The sequence below is a fragment of the Anabaena sp. UHCC 0253 genome, assembly GCF_009712085.1.
Taxonomy (GTDB): Bacteria; Cyanobacteriota; Cyanobacteriia; order Cyanobacteriales; family Nostocaceae; genus Dolichospermum.
Window position 1 is genome coordinate 29,477 of sequence record NZ_VILD01000003.1, and the last position, 23,284, is coordinate 52,760.

Sequence of the window (23,284 nt, forward strand, 5' to 3'; positions counted from 1 at the left end):
TATCAATCTATAACTTTTGGAACTTTAGTGGGATTTGCTACAGAAAACCCTGGCTTTGTTGGTTGAATATTTCCCAACTCCACTTGAAAGTTTATTTGGTCGTGTAGCTTACCAATTCTGGCTTCCAGCTGCCAATTACCAGGGCGTAAATGCCAAAATATCGCATCATTTGACTGTGTAGATAAATGCCTATTATTTAGCCACCATTCCACAGGCTGATTTAATGTTCCACTGGCTTTAAATTCTAGTTTTTGGTGTCCCTCTCCACCGGAATACAGCAGAAATAAATCCCCATTCCGAGGAGATATAATCCGGAAATTATCAGCATTAAAATTCAATTGTGGCTGTTTTGCTAACCATTCATCATACACAGGTGATAAATAGGAATCAGTAGATTTTTCATAAGCAATTTGATCTTGGAAAGAGAAATATTCCTGAACTACAGAATTACAATCAGGTGTAGGTTTTAACCCTGTAGTAGCGCAGATTGGTAATTTTACCATACCTTCTAGAGGCGGAAAATCAGCAGGGGCTTGATGTTCATGCAGATGTAACATAATTCTGTTCCATAAAGGTGCAGCCCCTGTTACACCGGAAACCTGACGCATGGGTTCACCGTTGAAATTACCTACCCAAGTAGCTACAGTATAATCACTGCTAAAGCCGACTGTCCAGGTATCACGATAATTTGAAGAAGTACCAGTTTTGACAGCGACGGGAAAGGGCAAATTTAACACTGAGTCTACACCAAAAGCTGTAGATCGGGCATAGCGATCGCTTAACATATCAATAATTAATCGCCAATTATGGGAAACTAAAGTTTGAGAATTGGAACTTGGGGAACTATTTAATGTTGTTACCAATGGTTGACTTTTCCCCAGATTAGCCATAGTTAAATAAGCCCTAGCGAGTTCCCATAAATTCACTTCACCACTTCCCAAAGTCAAACCCAAACCGTAATATTCAGCACTTTGATTGAGATGTGCAAAGCCCAACTCACGCAACCGATTTAAGAAAGTTTCGACTCCCACTTTTTCTAATACCTTTACCGCAGGTATATTTAAAGAATTTGCCAAAGCAACTCTAACTCGTACCGGACCAAGAAAGGTGTTAGTATAATCTGTAGGACTATATAATTTTGCTCCCGGAATTGCATAATGAGTAGGCACATCTGGCAAAATACTATGAGGACTAATTACTCCTTTTTCTAAAGCTAATTCATACACAAAAGGCTTTAAGGTAGAACCAGGTTGACGCAACGCTTGTACTCCGTCATTTCGTCCTAATTGCACTTCATTAAAATAATCAGGCGAACCGACATAACTTAAAACTTCCCCAGTGGAGTTGTCAATTATCACCGCTGCTGCATCATGAACATTGTTAGCCTTTAAAGAAGCAATTACTTGTTTTACTTGTGTTTCTACAAATTGCTGTAAAGGGCGATTTATCGTAGTGCGAATAGGTGATGATTCTAGGTTGGGTGTATTGTTTTTTGTCGCCAACCAAAATAAAAAATGTGGCGCAGCAATAATTCCCTGTTGACGAGTTTGAAATATAACTTTTTCTTGATATATTTGTTGCGCGTCAGCATCAGAAATATATTTTTCCTTTACCATTCTGTTTAAAACATATTTCTGTCTTTGTTGTAATCTTTCTCGATGTTGATAAGGATTAAAATAAGTGGGATTATTAGGAATTGCTGCTAGGAAAGAAGCTTGGGCTAAGTTTAAATCACTCGCAGGAATAGAAAAGTAAATTCGCGCCGCAGCTTCCACACCATAAATATTTCCACCCATAGGAAGACGATTAATATAAGCAGCAAGAATTTCATCTTTACTCATTCCCGCAACTAATCGCCAAGATAACCAAACTTCTTTTAATTTTGCAGTTATTGTCCGAGGTGAATTATCCAACATTCTCGCTAACTGCATGGTAATTGTGGACGCACCAGAAACAATTTTTCTATTTTCTATTGCTTCTTTAATAGCCCGCACAATTGCTTTTAAATCTAACGCCCCATGTTGATAAAAGTTACCATCTTCAGCGGCTAAAATTGCATTAATAAATTGTGGTGAAACTTGATTTAATTTCACAACTGAGGTATTTTCTTGATCTGTAGTTAATATAGTTCCTAATGGTAAACCATTACGATCTGTAAACTCTATTGCTAATTGATGCTGGGCAATATCTATACTATGAATAGGTGCAAAATAAGGACATAATCGGATTAATAAACAGATTAATATGAAGGAGAAAATTATTTTATTTAGTTTGTAGTTGCGCTTTAGCTGCAATTTATATGATTTTATCTCACGCAGAGACGCGGAGGCGCAAAGAGTCAGAGTTTTTAGGAGTCGTGTGGGTAAATTCATCACAATGTTAAGAATTGTATGCTTTTTTGGGAATTGTCATAATGGATTAGTTATCTATATACCAATACGGTTCAAGTAAGAAAAAAGTAGGTTGGGTTAAGTGACAGCGCAACCCAACAAAAGTTTTGATAATATTGGGTTGACATAAGGAAATCCAAGCTACTAGGAATAAGATTTTTTAACGAACCGCAGAGGCGCAGAGAACACAGAGGAAGAGAGGAAGGAGATATTTACGTTTTATTTAGGATTGCTTTATTTACTGTAGCTAATTGCTTTTGATATTTTTGGCATTTATTTAATATGATGAATAAAAAAATCTTTAAGTTCCTGGTTATTGTCACTCTTATATTAGGAATGACGGGTTGTAATTTTATTGGTATTAAATCAGGGAAGGAAAAGTTACCAATTGTTGAGTCGTTAATAACGCCAAAGTTACCAGATTGGATAGAACAAATTAGTCCTTTGGGAGACGCAAAACCTATTAGTCAAATTCGTATCCGTTTTAAAGAGGCTTTAATTCCTGTGGAAAGTCTTGATAGTCCCCAACAGCAAAGTTTATTAACTAAATTTGAGATTTGGCCTCCTTTACCGGGACAATTTCGCTTTTTAACTCCGCGTATGGTAGGTTTTCAAGCTGATAAAGCTATACCACAAGCGACGCGAGTTCAAGTTACTCTGAAAGCGGGTTTAGCAGATTTAAAAAAACATCGTTTAAATGAAGATTTAGCTTGGACTTTTAATACAGAACCTGTTTTAATTACTAATTTACCAGGAGTTAACCCAATTGAAAATGCGGAATTTGAACCCATTGATTTAAAACCAAATTTACAATTTACTTCAAATTTAGAATTAGACATAGATTCTGTACGTAAGCATTTATTGTTAGTTCCTCAAGGTAAGACTCAAGGTGTGGGTTTGAATGTGAAATTAGCGCAGGAAGAAACACCAGATAATTTAGATCCTTTTGAACAATTTGATGCTTCAGCCCGAAATTGGGTTTATGATCTTACTCCTGTACAAAAGTTAGAAAAAGCTACATCTTACCGGTTAACATTTTCTCCTGGGATTCTTCCTGCTAATGGAAATTTACCCAGTCAAAAGGAATTTGTCAGTAAATTGGCGACTTATTCACCTTTAAAATTTGTGGGAATTAAACCTTATGGAGAACCAGATTCAGGTGGAACTTATGGCAGATTTATTAAAGGTAGTCCCCAGTTAGAATTTAATAATGTCTTATTAGCAGATTCAGCGAAGGAAAATATTAAAATTAAGCCAGCACCGAAAAACATTGATAATGTCTTGCAAATTTCCGAAGAAGATAGAATTGTCAGCATTAATCCCTATGCTTTAGAACCAGCTACTACTTATACAATTAATATAGAGAGAAATCTGAAAGATAAATTTGGACAAAATTTAGATAAACCACTCACAATTAAATATGATACTGGTGATATAGCTGGGAATATTTCAGCCCCTTCCGAGTTAAATATTTTTCCTACTGATAAAGACTTACAAATTAATATTGATACCATTAATTTACCAGGGTCAAAATATCAAGCAGCGTATCGTATTGTTAAACCAACAGATTTAGTTTATACCAATACTGCTAATGAGTTATTACCCCAACCTGCTAAATGGCAAAGTTTCCAAATTAGGAATAAGCAAAATCATTCAGTCAATATCAATGTTCCCCTGAAAGAAAAATTAGGTACTACTCAGGGAATGTTAGCCTATGGAGTGCAAGCACGAACTCACAAATATCAAGAAGACGGTAAACAATTGTGGAGAGAACCGACAACTTATGGCATGGTACAATTAACTAATTTAGGTGTCTTTTCTCAATGGTTTCCAGAATCGGGTTTAATTCGAGTTCATCATCTTAGTAATGGTTCACCAGTTAAAGGGGCAAATATTGAAATTTATCAATCAAAATTAGCAGAAAAATCTCGTCCTCAACCTGTACCCTGTGCAACCGGAAAAACTGATGAAAAGGGAATTTTGATCATTGAGAATAATCAATTAACACAATGTTATCCTAAATTGAAATCTAGTCTACCGCAATTATTAGTAATTGCCAGTGAAAATCAAGATTGGGCATTTGCGAGAACTGAAGAATATAGTGGTGCTTATGGTTATGGAATTGATGCTGGTTGGGAAGCTGAAAAACCAGAATCGAGAGGGACAATATTTTCTGATAGACAATTATATCAACCAGGAGAAAAAGCAGCTTTTACTGCTTTTGCAGATTATTTAGAAAAGGGTGAAATTCAAGAAGATAAAAATTCCGACTATAAATTAACTTTAGTCAGTCCGAATGGACAAAATACAGATTTAGGAACAAAAACGACTAACGAATTTAGTACATTTTCTTTAGAGTTACCAATTTCCAAAAATCAGCCTTTAGGCTATTATACTATTCAAGCTAAAGGTAAAAATGGCAAAGAAATTTCTGGAGAGTTTCGGATATCAGAATTTAAACCCCCAAATTTTAAAGTTGATTTACAGCTAAATAAAGAATTTGCATTAATTAATGACAAAATTGATGTGCAGGTAGGAAGTAATTACTTATTTGGTTCACCTGTGGAAGGGGGAGAAGCCAAATATTTTGTCACTCGTCAACAGACTAATTTTATCCCCAAAGGTTGGGAAGAATTTAGTTTTGGGAGACAATGGTTTTGGCCTGAAGAAAGTCCCAATGTTCCTAATGATGTTTTACAAACTAACACCAAATTAGATCCTAATGGGAAAAGTAATCAAACTGTAACTGTAGCTAAAGATTTACCCTACCCCATGACTTATCGGGTAGATGTGCAAATTAGTGATATTTCTAATTTATCGGTTGCTAATTCCCAAAGTTTTACTGCTTTACCCAGTAACCGAATTATTGGTTTAAAAAGTAATTTTGTTGCTAACGCTGGTAAGAATTTTCCTGTAGAATTGATTGTCACAGACGCAACGGGAAAACCTCTAGAAAATAAACGAGTACATCTGGAATTACAACAGATGAAATATAGCAGCGTTACTAAAATTGTGGAAGGTAGTAAAACGCCACAAAATCAAGTTGAATATCAAACAGTTGCGAAAACAGATATTACCTCTAAGAATACTTCCCAAACAGTCAATTTGAAACCTAGTGTATCCGGTTCATATCGAATTCGCGCTAATTTTAGTGATAATAGAGATGAAATTACAGCCACAGATTTACAAATTTGGGTAACAGGAGAAAATCAAGTATTTTGGGGTGGAGAAGAAAAAGATCAATTAGAAGTTAAATTAAATCAAAAAGAATTTAAACCTGGAGATACAGCCACAGCTTTAATTCAATCTCCCTACCCAGAAGGAGAATTATATTTTGCAGTCATTAAAGATAAACCTCTCTATCAACAAGTAATCAAAATTAAAGGAGGTGCGCCCCAAATTCAGTTTACAGTTACTCCAGAAATGTTACCTAATGCAGCAGTACAAGCGGTATTAGTTAGACAAGGTAAACCACTGAATCAAATAAAACTAGGAAGTTTAGAAAATTTAGCCAAAATTGGGTTTGCAGATTTTAAAGTTGACTTAGCAGATAAATATTTAAAGGTACAAATTAACCCAGTTGAAAAATCTTTAGAACCAGGAAAAGAAGAAACTGTAGAATTGGAATTAAAAGATCATCAAGGAAACCCCACCAAAGGACAATTTACTGTCATGGTGGTGAATGAAGCGGTGTTACAATTAACTGGTTATCGTCCGCCAAATTTGGTAGATACTGTTTATGCAGAACAACCAATTGCGACTCGATTTAGTGATAATCGTCGTGATGTTAAATTAGCCCCATTACCGACAAGTTTACCTAAAGGTTGGGGTTATGGTGGTGGCTTATCAAATGCTTTAGCAAATACTCGTATTCGCCAAGATTTTCAAGCTTTAGCTTATTACAATGGTGCGGTAATTAGTGATGATAATGGTAAGGCGAAAATCACCTTTAAATTACCCGATAATTTAACAACATGGCGGATAATGGTTGTCGCTACAGATGGAAATTTGCGGTTTGGGAATGGTGACGCGACATTTATCACCACAAAGCCATTAATAACTAATGCTATTTTGCCACAATTTGCCCGTACAGGCGATCGCATTTTGGCAGGTTTATCAGTCACTAACACCACCACAAACACCGGAAATCTGCATATTAACGGTGAACTTAGCGGTTCTCTCAACTTCGCTGAAAATAACCCCAAAACTACCACATTACAACCAAAAGCCGAGTCAGCAACCCAAGCTTATCGTTTCCCCATGGTAGTGGGAAATGTGGGAGAAGGTAAAGTTACATTTACCACCCAATTAAATAATATCGCTGATGCTTTTACTGTCCCTTTGGAAATTAAACCCTTAGAAATTACAGAACAAGTTGTAGAAACTGGTGTTAGTGAAAAACAGGTAAAAATTCCGGTGAATATTGCTAAAAATACCTTCCGCGAAGCCGGAGGTTTAGATATTCAATTAGCTAGTACCTTAATTCCTGAAATTAAAGCCCCCGCAAAACAAGTTTTAGAAAATAATGATTTACCATTTGCAGAACCAGCTGCAAGTCAATTATTAATTGCTGCAAATCTGCAAACTCTCACTCAAAAATATAATCAGACATTTACCGAATTTAATCCTCAACAACAAGCAAAATTAGCAATTGCACAATTACAAAAATTGCAAATAGCAGATGGTGGTTTTGCAGCATTTCCAGGACAAGAAAAATCAGATCCTTGGATTTCTACTTATGCTGTAGAATCTTTAGTTAAAGCTAATCAAAGTTTTCCTGATTTAGTTGAGAAAAAAATCATCTCTAATCTAAAAAATTATCTCCAAAATGTGCTTGCGAACCCTGGACAATACGACTTTTGTAAACAGAAACTTTGTAAGTCTCAACTGCAACTAAATTCTTTAATTGCCTTATCACAATTAGGAGATAAACGCAATAGTTTCCTGTCAGATATTTATCAACAACGCAATAATTTTGATCTAGTCACTCAAATCAAATTAGCGCGATATTTATATCAATTTCCTGAATGGCAAAATGAAGCCCAAATTATGCGAGTACAGTTCCAAAAAAATATCTATGAAACTGGACGTACCGCAGTTGTCAACTTACCCAAAAATTGGAGTTGGATGAGTTCAAATATCACCACTCAAGCCCAAGCTTTACGGCTATTTATTGACCAAAAAACCAACCCAGAAATCATTGATAAATTACTGCAAAGTCTTCTAAATTTACGCAGAGAAGGAACATGGCAATCTAGTTATAATAACGCCCAAGCCCTCACAGCTTTAGTCGAATATAGCCAACTTCAACCCACACCACCTAATTTTATGACTACGGTAAAATTAGGAAATCAGAAATTAGGAGAAATCCGTTTTAATGGCTATAAAAATCCTAGCTTTGCAGTAAATGTTCCCATGAATAAATTACCTCAACGTAATCATGATTTACTCTTACAAAAATCGGGAAAAGGCAGATTACATTATTTAGTTGCTTACAAATACCGTTTACAAGGAAATCAACCAGGAAGATTTAACGGTTTACGAGTAACGCGAGAAATTAGTAAAGTCAACGAAGAGAAAGTTATCCAAAAAACCGGAATGTATGCTTTTGATAAACCTTTGACTTTACAACCTGGACAAGTCTTTGATATTGGTTTAGAAGTAATTACAGATCATCCTGTAGATCATGTCGTGATTAAAGACCCCTTACCCGCAGGTTTTGAAGCAGTAGATGATAGTTTTCAAACAGCAACACCAGCATTACAAGCAAAAGCCGATAATTGGCAATTAGGATATAAAACTATCTATAAAGATCGAATTATTTCCTATGCAGATCATCTCGAACCAGGCGTTTACAGCTTACATTATTTAGTCCGTTCTGTAACTCCAGGAACATTCATTTGGCCTGGTGCAGAAGTACATCTTCAATATGCACCAGAAGAATTTGGACGTAGTGCTGATTCTACTTTAAATATCTTGGAAAAGTGAGTTTTATGTATGCTTTTTTTCACGCAGAGACGCAGAGTCACAGAGAGTAAGAGTTTAAAAAGGTGAGTTAGCGGTAGCATAACCCACCCGACAAATGAGATATTTGCTATTAAAAAAAACCTTACTGCACAATCTGATTCCGACAATATTCTTGCGTCGGTGTCACAGAAACAACTTCCACCTCTACAGGTTTTTCTGGAGTGGGGTTAATAATAAATTCACTTGGTCCTTGATGGGGTTTTTGAGGATTTCCCCAATCATAAGTGTAACCTAAACCAGACCAAGGATAATATTCTTGTTTCGCATTGGTGTAGGAATTGGTGTATATTGCCTTGATAACAGGACTGCTATCAGGAACAGGTAAAGGTAAAAGATTACAGCTAGAATCGTCAATTTCGGCATCAATACATGGTCTAATTAGATCTTCTGCTTTTACCCAAAGTTCGACAAAATGGGTTTTAGTGGAATATTTATTTAAAATTAAACCCAAATACTGTTGTAACCGCAATGAAAGTTCAATATCATCAGGAATATTACTATCAATTGCTTGATATTGCTGACAAAATTCTTTCACTTGTGATGCTGCGGTAAACCAAGTTTGATAAGGTAAAACTTTTTTTGTACCTATTGGCCAATCTGTATTGGGGTTACTTGTATATTTCCAAGTTGACATCAAATATTCTACTTTGCCATTATTTTCTCTCCATTTAACTTGGGGATTATTTGGAGATAAAGCCCAAAGATTATTTACTACTTCATCTGCTAGTGGTTCTTTGGCATCTTCAACACTTTCTACTAATGCTTTTGTCAGAAAATTATAAGTTTCTGGTTGATATTGCAAGAGATAATCATAGACGTTTTGAGTTACTTCTAATTGGGCTATTTGCGCCTTTGGTATGGGGGTACTATAACCAGTAGTTTCTTCAGCTAATACTTTATTTTGCCATCCAAAAACTAACAATGCACAGCAAACCAAGCCTGCAAATAATTTGTGCTGCCAATTTCTCATGATAAATTACCTGGTAATTGAAATTTTATACCAAGGTTGATTCTACATGAAAATACTATTTAGTTTGTAGCAAGAATTGTTAATAAACATTAAAAATACTTAACAAGACTTATGCACGAATCACGAAAGAACGTTCGCGCAGCGTCCTGTTAGGGATAGAAAAGAGGTTTCAGAGATATTTTGCTTAAGTAGGACTTACGCAAAGCTACATCTCAAATATGCCCAAGAACATTAGATATCGTAGATAAGTGAGGTTCATCAATTTTGAGAATGACAAAGTTATGAATTATGTTTATCTTCACGGTTTTGCTTCTAGTCCTCAGTCTAGCAAAGCTCAGGATATTAGCGATCGCTTTTCTCAACTACAAATATCAATGCAAATTCCCGATTTGAACGCTGGTGATTTTTCTCATTTGACAATTACTCGCCAATTAAATCAAGTCGCTGCTGAATTTTCCCAAAATTCTCAACCAGTCACCCTCATAGGTTCTAGCTTAGGCGGTTTGACATCTGCCCATTTAGCACAACAACATTTACAAGTACAACGCCTAATTTTACTAGCACCTGCATTTGGATTTTTAGGACATTGGTTGCCAAAATTCGGAGCAATCGGTTTAAACCTATGGCAACGCACAAAATATATGATGGTATATCATTACGGGCAACAACAATTGCTACCTCTAAGTTACAATTTTGTAACCGATGCGAAGAAATACCAGGAAAATTTGTTACAACGCCCCATTCCAACTTTGATTCTTCACGGGAAACATGATGAAGTTATCCCCATTCAATCCAGTCGAGAGTTCGCCTGTACCCGTCCTTGGGTAGAATTAATAGAATTCAATAGTGATCATGGTTTGGGAAATGTCACTCCCGAAATTTGGCAAGCAATTTCCACATTTTGCCATTTATCGTAAAAAGCAAAAGCCAACAAAGACAAGTTTTCCCAATTACCAATCACCCATTACCAATCACCCATTACCAATGACCAATCTTAAATTTATTCGTTCCGATTTATCTCAACTTAACGCTTATAAACCTCATCCTGGTAGTGATAGCGCCGAACCTGTTGCAACTCAATTTGATCGCTTAGATACTAATGAAAGTCCATTAGATTTACCACCGGAAATTAAAGAAAAGTTAGCTTGGACTTATCAGCAAGTTATTGAAACAAATCGTTATCCTGATGGTGGCCATGAAGCACTTAAAAATGCGATCGCCCAATATGTGAATGAATCTGCAAACCTTTCACCTGCAACTTTCACCGCTGCGAATATTTCCGTCGGTAGTGGTTCTGATGAACTGATTCGTTCTCTATTAATTGCCACTTGTTTAGGCGGAGAAGGTTCTATTTTAGTCGCCAACCCCACTTTTTCTATGTACGGCATTTTAGCCCAGACTTTGGGCATTTCTGTGGTGACAGTGGGTAGAGATAAAAGTAACTTTGAAACTGATTTAACCGCCGCCCAAGCTGCCATTACTCAAACTCAACAGCCGCCCATTCGTGCCGTTTTTGTCGTTCATCCCAATTCCCCTACCGCCAATTGTTTAACAGCAGCGGAAATAGATTGGTTAAAAAGTTTACCAGAAGAAATTTTAGTAGTTATTGACGAAGCTTACTTTGAATTTAGTCAAACTAGCTTAGTAGGGGAATTATTACAACGTCCTAATTGGGTAATTTTACGGACTTTTTCCAAAGCCTTCCGTCTAGCAGCCATGCGTGTAGGTTATTGTATCGCTCATCCACAGGCGATCGCTATTTTAGAAAAAGTCCGTCTCCCTTACAATCTTCCCAGCTTTTCCATCGCCGCTGCCCTCATTGCTTTGGAAAATCGTCAACTTTTACTAGAATCCATTCCCCAAACCCTCAATGAAAGAAGCAAACTGATCACAGCTTTATCAGCACACCCCAGCTTAGAAATTACACCTAGCGCCACTAACTTTATATATCTGTGTGTTAAAACTAATGACTCTCATTCACCAGATGCCGTTTTAACAAGTCTTAACCAAAAACTTAGAAGCCAGGGTACTCTGATTAGACTTCTACCTCACGGTTTAAGAATCACCATCGGTACACCCGAAGAAAATTCTCGTACTCTACAACGGATACAAGCTAGTTTAGTACAATAATTAGTAAAATAAATAGACTTTCAACCCTGTAACCTACTGGACACTAATTATCTAGATCAATACCCACCCGGCGGACTATTGTTACTGTTTGTGGTAACACACCCACCAACATAGCAAAAGCCTCATCTGGGATATTAGCCACTATCTCAGCGGGAAAAAATACTTCAAATTGATCAAGAATTTTTTGGACTCGTTGTTGAGCGACAGGACTTTCTGTGATTTGCTTAATTAAGCGAATCCATTGCCGCCTAATCAAGTAAGCGGTTTGACGATCTTGATGAGATTCTGGAGTCAATAAAGATAGATTGCCTATGGGTAAAGTCCCTTGGCAATCACTATCATAATCTCCACCAATCACTGCTCCAGGTCCTGCAAACTCTGCATGGTAGTGTTTAAAGAGTATTAACCCATTTCTTTTCCGACTATTAACCACGAGAACCTTGCCGGTTTGAAGCCGTGCTAGAATATCAGAGCTTTCTAATTGCTCAGTTCCATCTGGCATGATCATTTGGTTAATAACACTATTATCAGCGCAGTCATTTGACACCATAGCTGTTTGGTAGCGTCTACGCTTGTCGCTATCCATGTTTTGTTAAACTTCTTACGATATTGTTACAGGTGTACTCTTCAAAGCAAAAATTGCTATTGAATTGAGAAATTGTGAATTTTCCTTTATCAACGTTATCCTGAACAGTATAATTTATTTTAGGAATAAATACGCACTGTTCAGTTATTTTAATTATCCTATTCTAGGGGATGAACTCCAGCTTTATCTCAATCTAGAGCAGTCTTTATCTAAAGTTTTTGTAAAGTTGAAGTTTCCGCTCTCCAATTCCTGTTAAGAGGGAACAGGGAACAGGGAACAGGGAATAGGGAACAGGGAATAGGGAATAGGGAACAGGGAATAGGGAATAGGGAACAGGGAATAGGGAACAGGGATTTGTTCCAAAAATATGCAATTAATTTTGCTCAGGTACTTATATGTGTTTATGTAGTAATATCTGGCGTGAACGATTTAGGAGAATTGCATTCCAGGGAGATTCGACTTTATACACGCGATATGCCAACTTAAAATAAAGTTGACGGGCTTGATGATTACTTTCCAAAACATGAAGATATAAATCTTGAAATCCCCATTCTTGGGAAATTTGCTCACAGCGAATCAATAACCCAGAAGCGACTCCCTGCCGCCGATAACTGGGGTGAACAGCTAAATTAGATAGATAAGGAAAACATTGACTAACATAATCCCAAGAATCGCTGAATTTGACACCCATTTCTATAGTTCCCACAATTTGACGATCTTCTGTATCAGCATCAACAGCAACCAAACAAACATGATGAGGTAAGGGAAACTTCAGACGATGGCGGAGATCCTCATAAATACCCAAACGAAATAAGGGAAAAGCCCAACCCCATAAACCATCTTGGGAGTGAAAACTTTCAGTCACAATTTGGGCAATAATCGTCAAATCATCAGGTGTAGCTACGCGAATTTGCAGATGCCCAATAGATAGAGTATCAGTTTTTGGGCTTGCTTTGGAGTGAGTTGGATCAAAAAACCAGGATTTCAAAGCTAGTTGGGGATTAATTTAATTTAAAAGATATTTTCCCAGTATCTTTGCCAGTTATAACTGAATGGTATCGTGAACTACTCCGCAGTAAGATGGACGGAGCTTCCCAATTCATCGGGAATAGCCGCCAGAACTCCATAGTTCTATTGGTTTAACATTTTCTCCAAGGGCAGGAGTCCTGATTCCCAAGACTCAAATCTTTTACCCTTCGGCTACGCTCAGGGTTCTCTGGCGATACTTACCTAAAAGCTAGTGATTTTCGCTTACGGCATTGGTGGTCAAGACCCGAATATATTACCAGAAAACCTGGGGATTGTCAGCGTGTTGTTAAAAAAACAAACAGTTATAGCTAAGGTAACTTACCGTCAAGGTAGTAAAACCTATCTAAATGAATTATCCTAGCCTATTAGAGTTAAAAATTACCCTAATTGGCAACGAAAGAGACTGGTGCTATAGGTACTGAGTAATGGATACTGGGAGAAGAACCTATAAAAATACTCAATTCTTCATGGAAAAGTTACCTAAAACTACGACTTGCTTTAGTATTAGTTCTGATTGCTAAATTAGAATCAGGTATTTGTTTAATAGTATACTTTGCCTGTAAGTCAGAGTGATGTATTATTCATAACGCTACCATATCTACTAAAAATGCAATTAACCTAAAAGTGCTAGTACAAATGCTGAAATGAGAAAACTTAATGTATAGCTTCATTCCACGTATTCACCATCCCGATAGTAATTTATGTATCAGCAACTACTGTGAGGGAGTAAGATCCAAAATAAACAATTCAAAATCAAAGACAGTCATGCCGAAAACTTTTCTTAACAATTCAGATCCCAGTCTGTAAAAAGATCCCTGAGTTTAGGGGTGTTAAACCCTGGAATTTCTGCCCAAGGGTAAATTCCCTTGTCATGTAACCAAACAGTCAGTTATTGGTCGAAATAACCTGAGCTTACCTGACTCATACATATTCTCTACTTGAACATTTTATTCTTTATCCGACTGCCATTGCAGCAGCAAAGCGGTGCATGATATCACAAGCAAACAGTAAGCCGAAAATTTTGGTTGTTGATGATGAACCCGACAACCTTGACTTGCTTTATCGCACCTTTTATCGTGACTATAAGGTGCTACGGGCAAATTCTGGACCGGCGGCGCTGGAACTACTGGCTCAAGAGGGTGATATCTCAGTCATCATTTCCGATCAGCGGATGCCGATGATGAGTGGTACAGAATTTTTAAGCCTCACAGCTACCCAATATCCAGATATTATTCGCATTATTTTAACTGGCTACACCGATGTTGAAGACTTGGTAGATGCTATTAACTCTGGCAAGGTATTCAAATATGTAACTAAACCCTGGGAATCTGAAGAACTAAAAGCAGTGGTTCGTCAAGCTATGGACACTCACAATGTCCTCAAGGCTAGAACTAGGGAACTTACCCGCACACTCCGCCAAGAATCGCTGCTGAATACCATTACCAATACGATTCGTAGCGCCCTCAATTATCGACAAGTTTTACAAACTATTGTTGATACTGTCGGACATATTTTGGAAGTAGATGTTTGTTTATTACGTCCTTTTCAAGATCAACAGTTGACAGATGAAGGATTTATTTACCAAAAAGCGATTAGCTCTGGGAAGGATAGCCAACAGGAGACTTCAGAAGCAAAAAGTATCTCTTTGCCTATTTTGGTACAGACAGTCTGGGAAACCCGCGAATTACAGGTAATTAATAATGTTGCTGATGATGAGCGGATTCAAAGCGATGATGAAAACATTAGTCGGGCTAATGCTTTTGCGGCGGCTAATATTTGTTCTAGCTTAGTTGTTCCTTTGATTTGGCAACAAAAATTGATGGCGGTATTGGCTCTACATCAGCGATCGCAAGTCCGGATTTGGGCAGAAGATGAGATCCAGTTGGTTTTGGTTGTGGCAGATCAAGCGGCTTTGGCTTTGTCTCAAACCTATGCGTATGAACAAGTCCGGGCTTTAGCGAAACGGGAAGCTTTGATTAATACAATTACTAGCGCCATTCGTTCTAGTCTTGATCCCGAAGATATTTTTGCAGCGATTACTCAACAGTTAGGACAGGCTTTACAAGTTGATGGTTGTGTGTTGTCTTTGTGGACTCAGGAGGATGAATTTGTTCATTGTGTAGGCTTATATGATAGTTCTGATACTGTAGGGAATTCTTTGGCGAATATTTTGCATCATCAATTACCTGATTCCCAAGTGAGAATTCAGGATAATCCGGTGTTGCAAGAATTATTGCGAACAGAAGAACCGGTGGTAATTGCTGATATTACCCATTGTTCGGCTGATGTTCAGGGTTTTGATTTACCTTTGAAAATGCCAGTGCGATCGCTCATAGTTGTCCCTTTACTAGCTGATGGTAAATGTATTGGTAGTATTACTCTGCGGGAAGGTAGCAAAGCTAGAAGGTGGCTATCCTCTGAAATTGAGTTAGCTAAATCAGTCGCTTCCCAAGCCGCGATCGCTGTCCAACAATCGCGCTTATACCAAAAAACCCGCGAGCAAGCAGAACGCTTACTAGAACTAGACAAACAAAAAACTGAATTTTTCCAAAATATCTCCCATGAGTTCCGGACTCCCATTACTCTCATCCAAGGACCCCTAGAATCCGCAGTCAATTCAGGTGAAGGCTTATCCCATTCTCAAAGTATTATCGCTCTCCGCAATTCCCGTCGGTTACTACGATTAGTCAATCAACTCCTCGATTTACAACGTCTTGACGCAGGGAGAATGCAGCCCAGTTTCCGTCCTTGTGATCTCGTCGAATTTGTTACCCAAATTGTTGACTCTTTTCGTCCTTACTGCGAGAAAAAGGGACTCCAAGTCAATACCGATTTGCTTACCTGTCCCACAGTCTACTTAGATATAGAAAAATTTGACAAAGTGATTTATAACCTTTTGTCAAACGCCATGAAATTTACCCCTGAAAATGGGACAATCACCATTAGACTAGCTACAGCAGGGAATAATTGTATCTTGCAAGTTCAAGATTCAGGGATTGGTATTCTTCCCCAACAAATACCCTATCTATTTGAACGATTCCGTCAAGCTGAAGGTTCTGAAAATCGCACCTACGAAGGTAGTGGTTTGGGTTTGTCCCTCGTGAAAGAATTAGTAGAATTACACGGAGGTAAGGTCACAGTTGAGTCAATTTATGGTCACGGAACTACATTTACCTTACAGCTTTTGACCGGTTCATCTCACCTACCTACAGATAGAATTTTAGATACTGTCGCTGATTTGAATATTAGTCGCGCTAGTGTGGAATTAGCTGATTTAGAACAAGTTGATTTAGATATAGAAGATTTGGCTCAGACAATAGACACATTAGCAAATCCAGAAATTAAAGATGCTCAACTTATGAGTATTACAGCCCCAGGGACTGGACACTCAATTTTAGTTGTTGATGATAATCCCGATTTACGAGTCTATGTATCTGATATTCTCCGTCGTAATGGTTATAAAGTAGATACAGCCCGCAATGGGAATGAAGGATATATTCTTGCACAACGCATCAAACCCAGTTTAATTATCACCGACTTAATGATGCCCGTGGTGACAGGACTGGAAATGATTAAAATGATTCGCAATGAAGAAGATTTAAAAGGTATACCTATTATTCTCCTCACAGCCAAAGTGGATGAAGAAACCCGAATTCAAGGTACAGAAAAAGGTGCAGATGCTTATTTAGCCAAACCTTTTAATGATCGGGAACTCCTGGCCGAAGCACGAAATCTTTTAGCTTTGAAGGAAAATGAAAAACGCATCTTGGAGTTAAACTACTATCTCACAGAATCCGTACTCAGACGCTTTTTACCCACTGCATTAGTCAGAAAAGCCGCTACTGGAACTTTGACACTAGATTTACAACCAGAACCGCGGTTAGTGACGGTTCTATTTAGCGACATTGTTGGCTTTACTCAACTATCTAATACCCTTAGATCCCGAAAAGTGGCAGAAATATTGAATGAATATTTAGAAGCCATGACTAAAGTTGTATTTGAGAATGGCGGTACAGTGGATAAATTTATGGGAGATGCTATCTTAGCTTTATATGGAGCGCCAGAAGACCTGACACCCAATGAACAAGTCCGACGTGCCATTAACACAGCTAGAGCCATGCAACGCGCATTGAAGACATTAAATCTTCGCTGGCGATCGCAAGGTATCTTTGAAACAGATGGCCGTGATGGCGTACAATTTCGCTGTGGTATCCACCAAGGTACGGCCGTTGTCGGAATGTTTGGTAGCGCCGAACGTGCTGACTATACAGCCATTGGTCCAAGTGTGAATATTGCTGCCCGCTTGCAAGCTGCCGCTGTTCCTGGTACTATCCTAGTCTCCGCTGCTGTGGCAGACTATTTACAAGAAGAAGAAATTACTAAAGGTAGTCCCTTAGAATTAAAAGGTATAGATGAAACAGTTCTAACTTTTATGGTCACACCCGAACCTGTGAAATAAATTTCTAAAAAAAGGTTATGAATAATTCGTCAGTAACTAGAAAAGGACTCAGATAACGTACATTTAATTTTTATTTAGGTTGTTTAGGTTGTGCTATCAAGAGGAAGAAAGAAGAAAGAAATTTCTTCCCTATTCCTAGTTCCCTGACATAACATAATACTAATGATTACAAATAATCATTCAAATAAGAGTTTAATTACATCTCAAAGTTTCAGAGGACATACTGATCCTGCTTGGTTATGGATTGTTGTATCTATTAGTTCTGTGTCTCTTCACTTGTTAGTATTTTGGTTAATACGTTCGTCTGATAATTTCCAGCCTTGGTTTCCCCAATCTAACCAAAGTTCTATTCCTATTGACTTTATCGAGATTGCTGTTGAACCAAAATCTCCAATCAAACCACAACCAACAACCCCAAAGATTAAATCACAATCTTCTTTTTCATCTTCACCAAAATTAGCTCCTATTACACCCAACATTGAAGATAATGAGATAGTTTCTAGGGTTAATTTACAACAACAGGAGCAAACTCAAAAACCTGAAGTTATCAAACCTGAAATCAAAAAACTCGAAGTTAAAAAAACCGAAGTTAAAAAAACCGAAGTTATCAAACCCGAAGTTATCAAACCCGAAGTTAAAAAACTCGAAGTTGAAAAATCTGAAGTTAAAAAAACCGAAGTTGAAAAACCTGAAGTTAAAAAATCTGAAGTTGAAAAACCTGAAGTTAAAAAATCTGAAGTTGAAAAACCACCAGTTAGACAACAATCTTATCCCACCAACCCAACACCACAAACAACACCAATAATTCCAGAAAGTGAGCTTCCTTGGAATCGTCGTCAAGAAGTTAGACTAGGAAAGGGAACTCCCCTACCCCAAGAAATTCCCGCTGAATCCCCAACTCCTACAACAGAACCTTCTGTAAATCCTACCCCAGAACCTGCTCCAACTTCTAATAGAGGTGGTGCGATCGCTACCGTCAATCCTATTTTTAAAGAAGAAGTTATTGCATTAATCCAACAAAAACAACTTCGAGCTAATGATTTACCAGATGTTCTGGCTGAATATAAAGGTAGCTTAGAAAAGGAATTAGAGCCTAGTGTTCTTCCCAGCGAAGAAGATATTAAACCAGCAAATATACTGGCTAGTTTAATAATTGATAAAAATGGCAACTTTCAACAAGCGATAGTTCTCACCATTGAACCAGCCGCACTCCGCAGCCAAATAAGCATTTATGAGCAAGCAATTAACCAGATGTTTCAACAGGAAAACTTTCTCGCTGCTTATAATCAAGACGGATCAAAACCAGATTTGAGCAATTTATATATTCGTCTCAAAATCCAACCGATAAATTCTCCGATTTGAGCAATTTATATATTCGTCTCAAAATCCAACCGATAAATTCTCCATAAATGCTTGCGTTTTTATAAAAGCCATGTTATACTGATTCAATTGGAAATGCGGGTGTAGTTTAGTGGTAAAACTTTAGCCTTCCAAGCTAATAATGCGGGTTCGATTCCCGCCACCCGCTTTATCTGTACAGAACTAACCAAATCTGCCGCTAATGTAAGCTTTGGTGTCCTCCTGTTGAGGATCGCTAAAAATTAGTTCTGTGGAATTGTACTCTACTAAATAACCACTACGTCCACCAGTTTCCGAAGTTTTGACATTAAAAAATGCCGTTTTATCGGATACCCGTGATGCTTGCTGCATATTGTGAGTAACAATAACGATAGTATATTCCTCTTTAAGTTTGTGAATTAGTTCTTCAACCCGCAAAGTAGAAATAGGATCAAGAGCCGAACATGGTTCATCCATTAATATAACTTCTGGTTGGACAGCGATCGCCCGGGCAATACATAACCGCTGTTGTTGTCCACCGGATAAAGATAAACCACTTTGTCGCAATTTATCCTTGACTTCATCCCACAAAGCCGCTTGTCGCAAACTTCTTTCTACCAATTCATTCATATCACCTTTGAAGCCATTGATTTTTGCCCCAAAAGCAATATTTTCATAAATTGACTTGGGAAATGGATTTGGTCTTTGGAATACCATACCAATTCGTCTTCGCACCTCTACAGGATCAATATCAGGTGCATAAAGATTTTTGTCGCCGAAATAAACCTTACCTTCGGCTCTAAATGATTCAATTAAATCATTCAGACGATTATAACATCGCAGCAATGTACTTTTACCACAACCAGATGGTCCGATAAAAGCCGTAACTCGATTTTTAGGAATATCTAGCCAAACATTCTGTACAGCCAAGAAATTGCCATAGTAGATATTCAGGTTTTCTGTCCGTAAAACCGCTTCAGTTTCATTGTTTGTACTAATGTTAGTAGCCATATTTGTCAGGAAGTTGTTCTGGATAGGTTTTAATTGGAATTAATAGCCATTACTAAGCCTTTTCTCTAGTTGCCCAGCGAGAAATAATACTAGTAATCAAAACCATCAATACTAAGATTAAAGAAGCAGCCCAAGCTAGAGATTGCCAAGTCTGAAAGGGAGAAATCGCAAAGTTGTAAACTAAAACTGCCAGAGAAGCAGTAGGTTTGAGGATGCTATCCGGCCAAAAAGAAGAGAAAAGAGCCGTAAATAGTAATGGTGCTGTTTCTCCAGCCGCGCGAGCGATCGCTAGAGTAGAACCAGTTACAATAGCCGGTAAAGCTGCCGGTAGTACCACCTGTGTCACCGTTTGAAAATTAGTTGCACCTAATCCCACCGCAGCTTGACGTAAATCTTGAGATACTAACTGCAAAGATTCATCTGTAGTTCGCACAATAATCGGTAACATTAAAATTGCTAGTGCGAATCCACCGCCCAAAGCTGAATAAGAGCCTAAGTTTAGCTTTAACAACGTCAAAACCACAATCCCATAGGCAAATACCCCGGCAATAATCGAGGGGACACCACTGAGAACATTAGTAGCAAAACGTATCCATCTAGCGACTTTGTGGGAACTAAACTCAGTTAAATAAATTGCGGCCATCACACCAAAGGGAATGCTCATTATCGCTGCAATCCCTACCATGAGAAGTGTTCCCAAAATAGCATTACCAAAACCACCATTTTTCCCAAAAGGAGCAGGTGGTAACTGGGTCAAAACATTCAAACTTAGACTACCAAAACCTTTGATAATTACATAAGAAAGAACTGCCAATAAAGGGACAAGTGCCAATGCTCCACAGACAAAAGCTAATACAGTCATCGCTGTATTAAACAACGTCCGGGGAGATGAAGAGGAACGAGTCAGGCTTCTTTGCGGAAAATAAGAAGTCATAATTTCACCTATCAATACAGACGTTGAACTCTAGCAACAACAAACTCTGCCAAAATATTGACTATCAGAGTCAATGCAAATAGGACTAAAGCCGCATACATTAAAGCCGCAACTTGTAATCCATTAGCTTCAGCAAATTGATTAGCCAGTAAAGAAGAAATGGTATTAGATGGTGCTAAGAGGGAGATATTAATGTTATTGGCATTACCTATTAACATTGTCACAGCCATTGTTTCCCCCATTGCTCTACCAAGTGCCAACATTACCGCACTGACAATCCCAGAAAAAGCAGCAGGAATGAGAATTTGGAAAATAGTTTCCCAACGGGTTGCACCGATTCCCAAGGCAGCTTGACGCAAACTAGAGGGTACAGAAATCAAAGCATCACGGGATATAGCGGTGATAATTGGCAAAGTCATAATTGCTAATATCACCCCCGCAGGTAACATTCCTGGACCTGTAGGTGGAGAGCTAAAAAATGGTATCCAGCCTAAGTAGGTGTGTAACCATTTTCCCAAATTCGTGATAATTGGCACTAAAACGAAAATTCCCCAGATGCCATAAACGACACTGGGAATAGCGGCCAGTAGTTCTACTAAAAATACTAGAACTAACTTGACTTGAGAGGGGAGAAAATCCTCACTCAACAAAATCGCCGTTCCTACACCAATAGGAATAGCTAAAAGTAGTCCAATTAAAGAACTCATCAGAGTTCCATAAATCGCAGGTAGCACCCCATATTGACTGTTAACAGGGTTCCAATCACTTGTAAATAGAAAACCGATCCCGAATTTTTGAATTGCTGGCCAAGCACCAATGGCAACTTGTAGGGCAATCCATAATAAAGTAGCAGCGATCGCTAATGCAAAAATCCGAGTTAACCAAATAAAGCTCCGATCTAGATTTCTATCCATTTCAGAGCGACTTTTCATTAGCGATGATGTTTCTGAAAAATTTGTAGTCATGAATACTGACTGTAAAGGTTTAATCAGCAAAAATTAATAGGTGATTGGTGATTGGTTAATTAATGCCTGTCACCTGTCACCTGTCACTTGATGTCACTTATTTGCTAGTATCAGCGCCAACAGAAATCTTATAATCAGGACTGATTTGATCAGCCGCAGCAGCCACTTTGGTAACTACATTCGCTGGTAAAGGAACATACCCTAATTCAGTTGCTAACTTTTGTCCATCAGTTAAAGCATACTCAATAGTTGCTTCCATTGCCTTAGCTTTGTTAGCATCAGCATATTTCTTATAAGCCAGAATCCAAGTGTAAGTAACAATTGGGTAAGATTCCGCACCTTCTGGATCAGAAATAAAAGCGCGAAGATTTTCCGGTAAAGTCACTGCTGCTAAGGTTTTCGCTGCCGATTCTGGAGTAGCGGCCACAAATTGTTTTGATTTATTTTCTAAAGACGCAAAATTGAGCTTATTTTCTTTAGCGTAGCCATATTCAACATAACCAATAGCACCTGGAGTTTGTTGAATTTGGGCGGTGACACCTTCATTACCCTTAGCACCAACACCTACAGGCCATTTTACACTTTTACCCTCACCGACTTTAGTTTTCCATTCTGGACTAATGGCACTCAAGTGCTTAGTGAAAACACCTGTAGTTCCGCTACCGTCTGCACGATAGATAACTTTGATTGGCTCTTTTGGTAATTTCGCGCCAGGATTAGCTTGAGCGATCGCGGCATCATCCCAAGATGTAATTTTACCCAGTAGAATACCAGTATAAACTTCCCGTGGTAGTTTAAGTTCAGGCACATCGGCTAAGTTATAAGTTATGACAATACTACCAGCAGTTACAGGCAGTAATAATACCCCTTTGTCTGTGGGTATCTTCTGAATTTCTTCATCCTTCATTGCTACATCACTAGCACCAAAGTCTACGGTTCCTTTCGTAAACTGCTCAACACCAGCACCACTACCAACTGACTGATAATTGACTTTTAAATTAGGATATTTTTTGTTTAATTCCGCAAACCAAGTTTGATAAAGTGGTGAAGGAAAAGAAGCACCAGCACCGATTAACTCCACAGTACCTCCTAAGTCTAATGTCTTAGCAGGAGTGGTTGTAGTACCAACAGGAGATTCGCTAGTAGTTGGATTAGTTGGGCTAGTTTCCCCACAAGCAGATAAACTAATTGCCAGCGCCAATACAGAAATTGAAGTTGTCAGGCGATTATTTGTTCTTGCTGTTAGGCGTGATAGCATGATTGTTAAGTTTGGCTAATTTTTATATAAACGTCTCTAAGATACACCTAAAGAATAACTGTGTAGGTAAACAATAGGTTAAGAAACAAAAAAAGCCCTATTCTCTCAGGGAACACAAAAAAATAAATTACGCAATTTCACTCCAATCAAAACGACTTTTCCGCCCCCTGCTCCCTGCCCCCTGCCC

At 38.1% G+C, this 23,284-nt stretch carries 14 protein-coding genes and 1 tRNA gene; 7 read left to right on the forward strand and 8 right to left on the reverse strand.

What is annotated here, in order from left to right; all coding sequences use genetic code 11:
* Nucleotides 1-2: 2 nt before the first annotated feature.
* Nucleotides 3-2,372 carry a penicillin-binding protein 1C gene (pbpC, locus tag FJR38_RS08465; RefSeq protein ID WP_168537190.1) on the reverse strand — a complete coding sequence of 790 codons (2,370 nt, stop codon included), beginning with the start codon at nucleotides 2,370-2,372 and terminating at the stop codon, nucleotides 3-5.
* A 300-nt stretch (nucleotides 2,373-2,672) separates the two neighbouring features.
* Between pbpC and FJR38_RS08470 the strand changes: the two genes are divergently transcribed.
* Nucleotides 2,673-8,378, forward strand: coding sequence for an alpha-2-macroglobulin (locus FJR38_RS08470; protein ID WP_168536490.1), 5,706 nt, complete (start codon nucleotides 2,673-2,675; stop codon nucleotides 8,376-8,378).
* 121 nt (nucleotides 8,379-8,499) lie between these two features.
* Here the strand turns inward: FJR38_RS08470 and FJR38_RS08475 are convergent, their stop codons facing one another.
* Entirely contained in the window at nucleotides 8,500-9,387 is an 888-nt protein-coding gene (locus FJR38_RS08475; protein ID WP_168536492.1) for a hypothetical protein, read from the reverse strand.
* Nucleotides 9,388-9,668: 281 nt separating this feature from the next.
* Here FJR38_RS08475 and FJR38_RS08480 point away from each other — a divergent pair, with 281 nt between their 5' ends.
* Together FJR38_RS08480 and FJR38_RS08485 are read left to right on the forward strand one after the other, a co-directional pair.
* A complete protein-coding gene (locus FJR38_RS08480; protein WP_168536494.1) occupies nucleotides 9,669-10,304 on the forward strand; it encodes a YqiA/YcfP family alpha/beta fold hydrolase in 636 nt (211 codons plus the stop codon).
* Nucleotides 10,305-10,371: 67 nt separating this feature from the next.
* Nucleotides 10,372-11,517 (forward strand): histidinol-phosphate transaminase, encoded by a 1,146-nt coding sequence (locus FJR38_RS08485; RefSeq protein ID WP_168536496.1) that lies wholly within the window; start codon nucleotides 10,372-10,374, stop codon nucleotides 11,515-11,517.
* A 43-nt stretch (nucleotides 11,518-11,560) separates the two neighbouring features.
* Here the strand turns inward: FJR38_RS08485 and FJR38_RS08490 are convergent, their stop codons facing one another.
* Nucleotides 11,561-12,103 (reverse strand): hypothetical protein, encoded by a 543-nt coding sequence (locus tag FJR38_RS08490; RefSeq protein WP_168499858.1) that lies wholly within the window; start codon nucleotides 12,101-12,103, stop codon nucleotides 11,561-11,563.
* 391 nt (nucleotides 12,104-12,494) lie between these two features.
* Entirely contained in the window at nucleotides 12,495-13,091 is a 597-nt protein-coding gene (locus FJR38_RS08495) for a GNAT family N-acetyltransferase (RefSeq protein WP_168536498.1), read from the reverse strand.
* 252 nt (nucleotides 13,092-13,343) lie between these two features.
* Here FJR38_RS08495 and FJR38_RS08500 point away from each other — a divergent pair, with 252 nt between their 5' ends.
* The 4 genes from FJR38_RS08500 to FJR38_RS08515 all read left to right on the forward strand — a co-directional run bounded on the left by FJR38_RS08500 (nucleotide 13,344) and on the right by FJR38_RS08515 (nucleotide 19,119).
* Nucleotides 13,344-13,493, forward strand: a complete 150-nt coding sequence (locus FJR38_RS08500; protein ID WP_168499857.1) for a hypothetical protein — start codon at nucleotides 13,344-13,346, stop codon at nucleotides 13,491-13,493.
* A gap of 627 nt (nucleotides 13,494-14,120) precedes the next feature.
* Nucleotides 14,121-17,591 carry a response regulator gene (locus FJR38_RS08505; protein ID WP_168536500.1) on the forward strand — a complete coding sequence of 1,157 codons (3,471 nt, stop codon included), beginning with the start codon at nucleotides 14,121-14,123 and terminating at the stop codon, nucleotides 17,589-17,591.
* Between the two features lie 553 nt (nucleotides 17,592-18,144).
* Nucleotides 18,145-18,396: a pentapeptide repeat-containing protein gene (locus tag FJR38_RS29270; RefSeq protein ID WP_371418179.1), complete on the forward strand. Its 252-nt coding sequence runs from the start codon at nucleotides 18,145-18,147 to the stop codon at nucleotides 18,394-18,396.
* Between the two features lie 652 nt (nucleotides 18,397-19,048).
* Nucleotides 19,049-19,119 (forward strand) — tRNA-Gly (locus FJR38_RS08515).
* Nucleotides 19,120-19,133: 14 nt separating this feature from the next.
* On the opposite strand, the gene pstB is transcribed toward FJR38_RS08515, so the two are convergent.
* The 4 genes from pstB to pstS form a co-directional block, all read right to left on the reverse strand.
* Nucleotides 19,134-19,940, reverse strand: coding sequence for a phosphate ABC transporter ATP-binding protein PstB (gene pstB, locus FJR38_RS08520; protein ID WP_168499855.1), 807 nt, complete (start codon nucleotides 19,938-19,940; stop codon nucleotides 19,134-19,136).
* A gap of 52 nt (nucleotides 19,941-19,992) precedes the next feature.
* On the reverse strand, nucleotides 19,993-20,874 hold the full coding sequence (gene pstA, locus FJR38_RS08525; RefSeq protein WP_168499854.1) for a phosphate ABC transporter permease PstA: 882 nt from the start codon (nucleotides 20,872-20,874) through the stop codon (nucleotides 19,993-19,995).
* 11 nt (nucleotides 20,875-20,885) lie between these two features.
* Nucleotides 20,886-21,839 (reverse strand): phosphate ABC transporter permease subunit PstC, encoded by a 954-nt coding sequence (gene pstC, locus FJR38_RS08530; protein WP_168499852.1) that lies wholly within the window; start codon nucleotides 21,837-21,839, stop codon nucleotides 20,886-20,888.
* A gap of 97 nt (nucleotides 21,840-21,936) precedes the next feature.
* The gene (pstS, locus tag FJR38_RS08535; protein ID WP_168536502.1) at nucleotides 21,937-23,097 is read right to left on the reverse strand and encodes a phosphate ABC transporter substrate-binding protein PstS; all 1,161 of its coding nucleotides are present in this window, start codon (nucleotides 23,095-23,097) and stop codon (nucleotides 21,937-21,939) included.
* Nucleotides 23,098-23,284 lie beyond the last annotated feature (187 nt).

Bases quoted from the DNA above. Each gene is read 5' to 3' on its own strand.
- pbpC (WP_168537190.1), bottom strand. From the start codon at position 2,372: ATGAATTTACCCACACGACTCCTAAAAACTCTGACTCTTTGCGCCTCC.
- FJR38_RS08470 (WP_168536490.1), top strand. From the start codon at position 2,673: ATGATGAATAAAAAAATCTTTAAGTTCCTGGTTATTGTCACTCTTATA.
- pstB (WP_168499855.1), bottom strand. From the start codon at position 19,940: ATGGCTACTAACATTAGTACAAACAATGAAACTGAAGCGGTTTTACGG.
- pstA (WP_168499854.1), bottom strand. From the start codon at position 20,874: ATGACTTCTTATTTTCCGCAAAGAAGCCTGACTCGTTCCTCTTCATCT.
- FJR38_RS08485 (WP_168536496.1), top strand. From the start codon at position 10,372: ATGACCAATCTTAAATTTATTCGTTCCGATTTATCTCAACTTAACGCT.
- FJR38_RS08490 (WP_168499858.1), bottom strand. From the start codon at position 12,103: ATGGATAGCGACAAGCGTAGACGCTACCAAACAGCTATGGTGTCAAAT.
- pstC (WP_168499852.1), bottom strand. From the start codon at position 21,839: ATGACTACAAATTTTTCAGAAACATCATCGCTAATGAAAAGTCGCTCT.
- pstS (WP_168536502.1), bottom strand. From the start codon at position 23,097: ATGCTATCACGCCTAACAGCAAGAACAAATAATCGCCTGACAACTTCA.
- FJR38_RS08505 (WP_168536500.1), top strand. From the start codon at position 14,121: ATGATATCACAAGCAAACAGTAAGCCGAAAATTTTGGTTGTTGATGAT.
- FJR38_RS08480 (WP_168536494.1), top strand. From the start codon at position 9,669: ATGAATTATGTTTATCTTCACGGTTTTGCTTCTAGTCCTCAGTCTAGC.
- FJR38_RS08475 (WP_168536492.1), bottom strand. From the start codon at position 9,387: ATGAGAAATTGGCAGCACAAATTATTTGCAGGCTTGGTTTGCTGTGCA.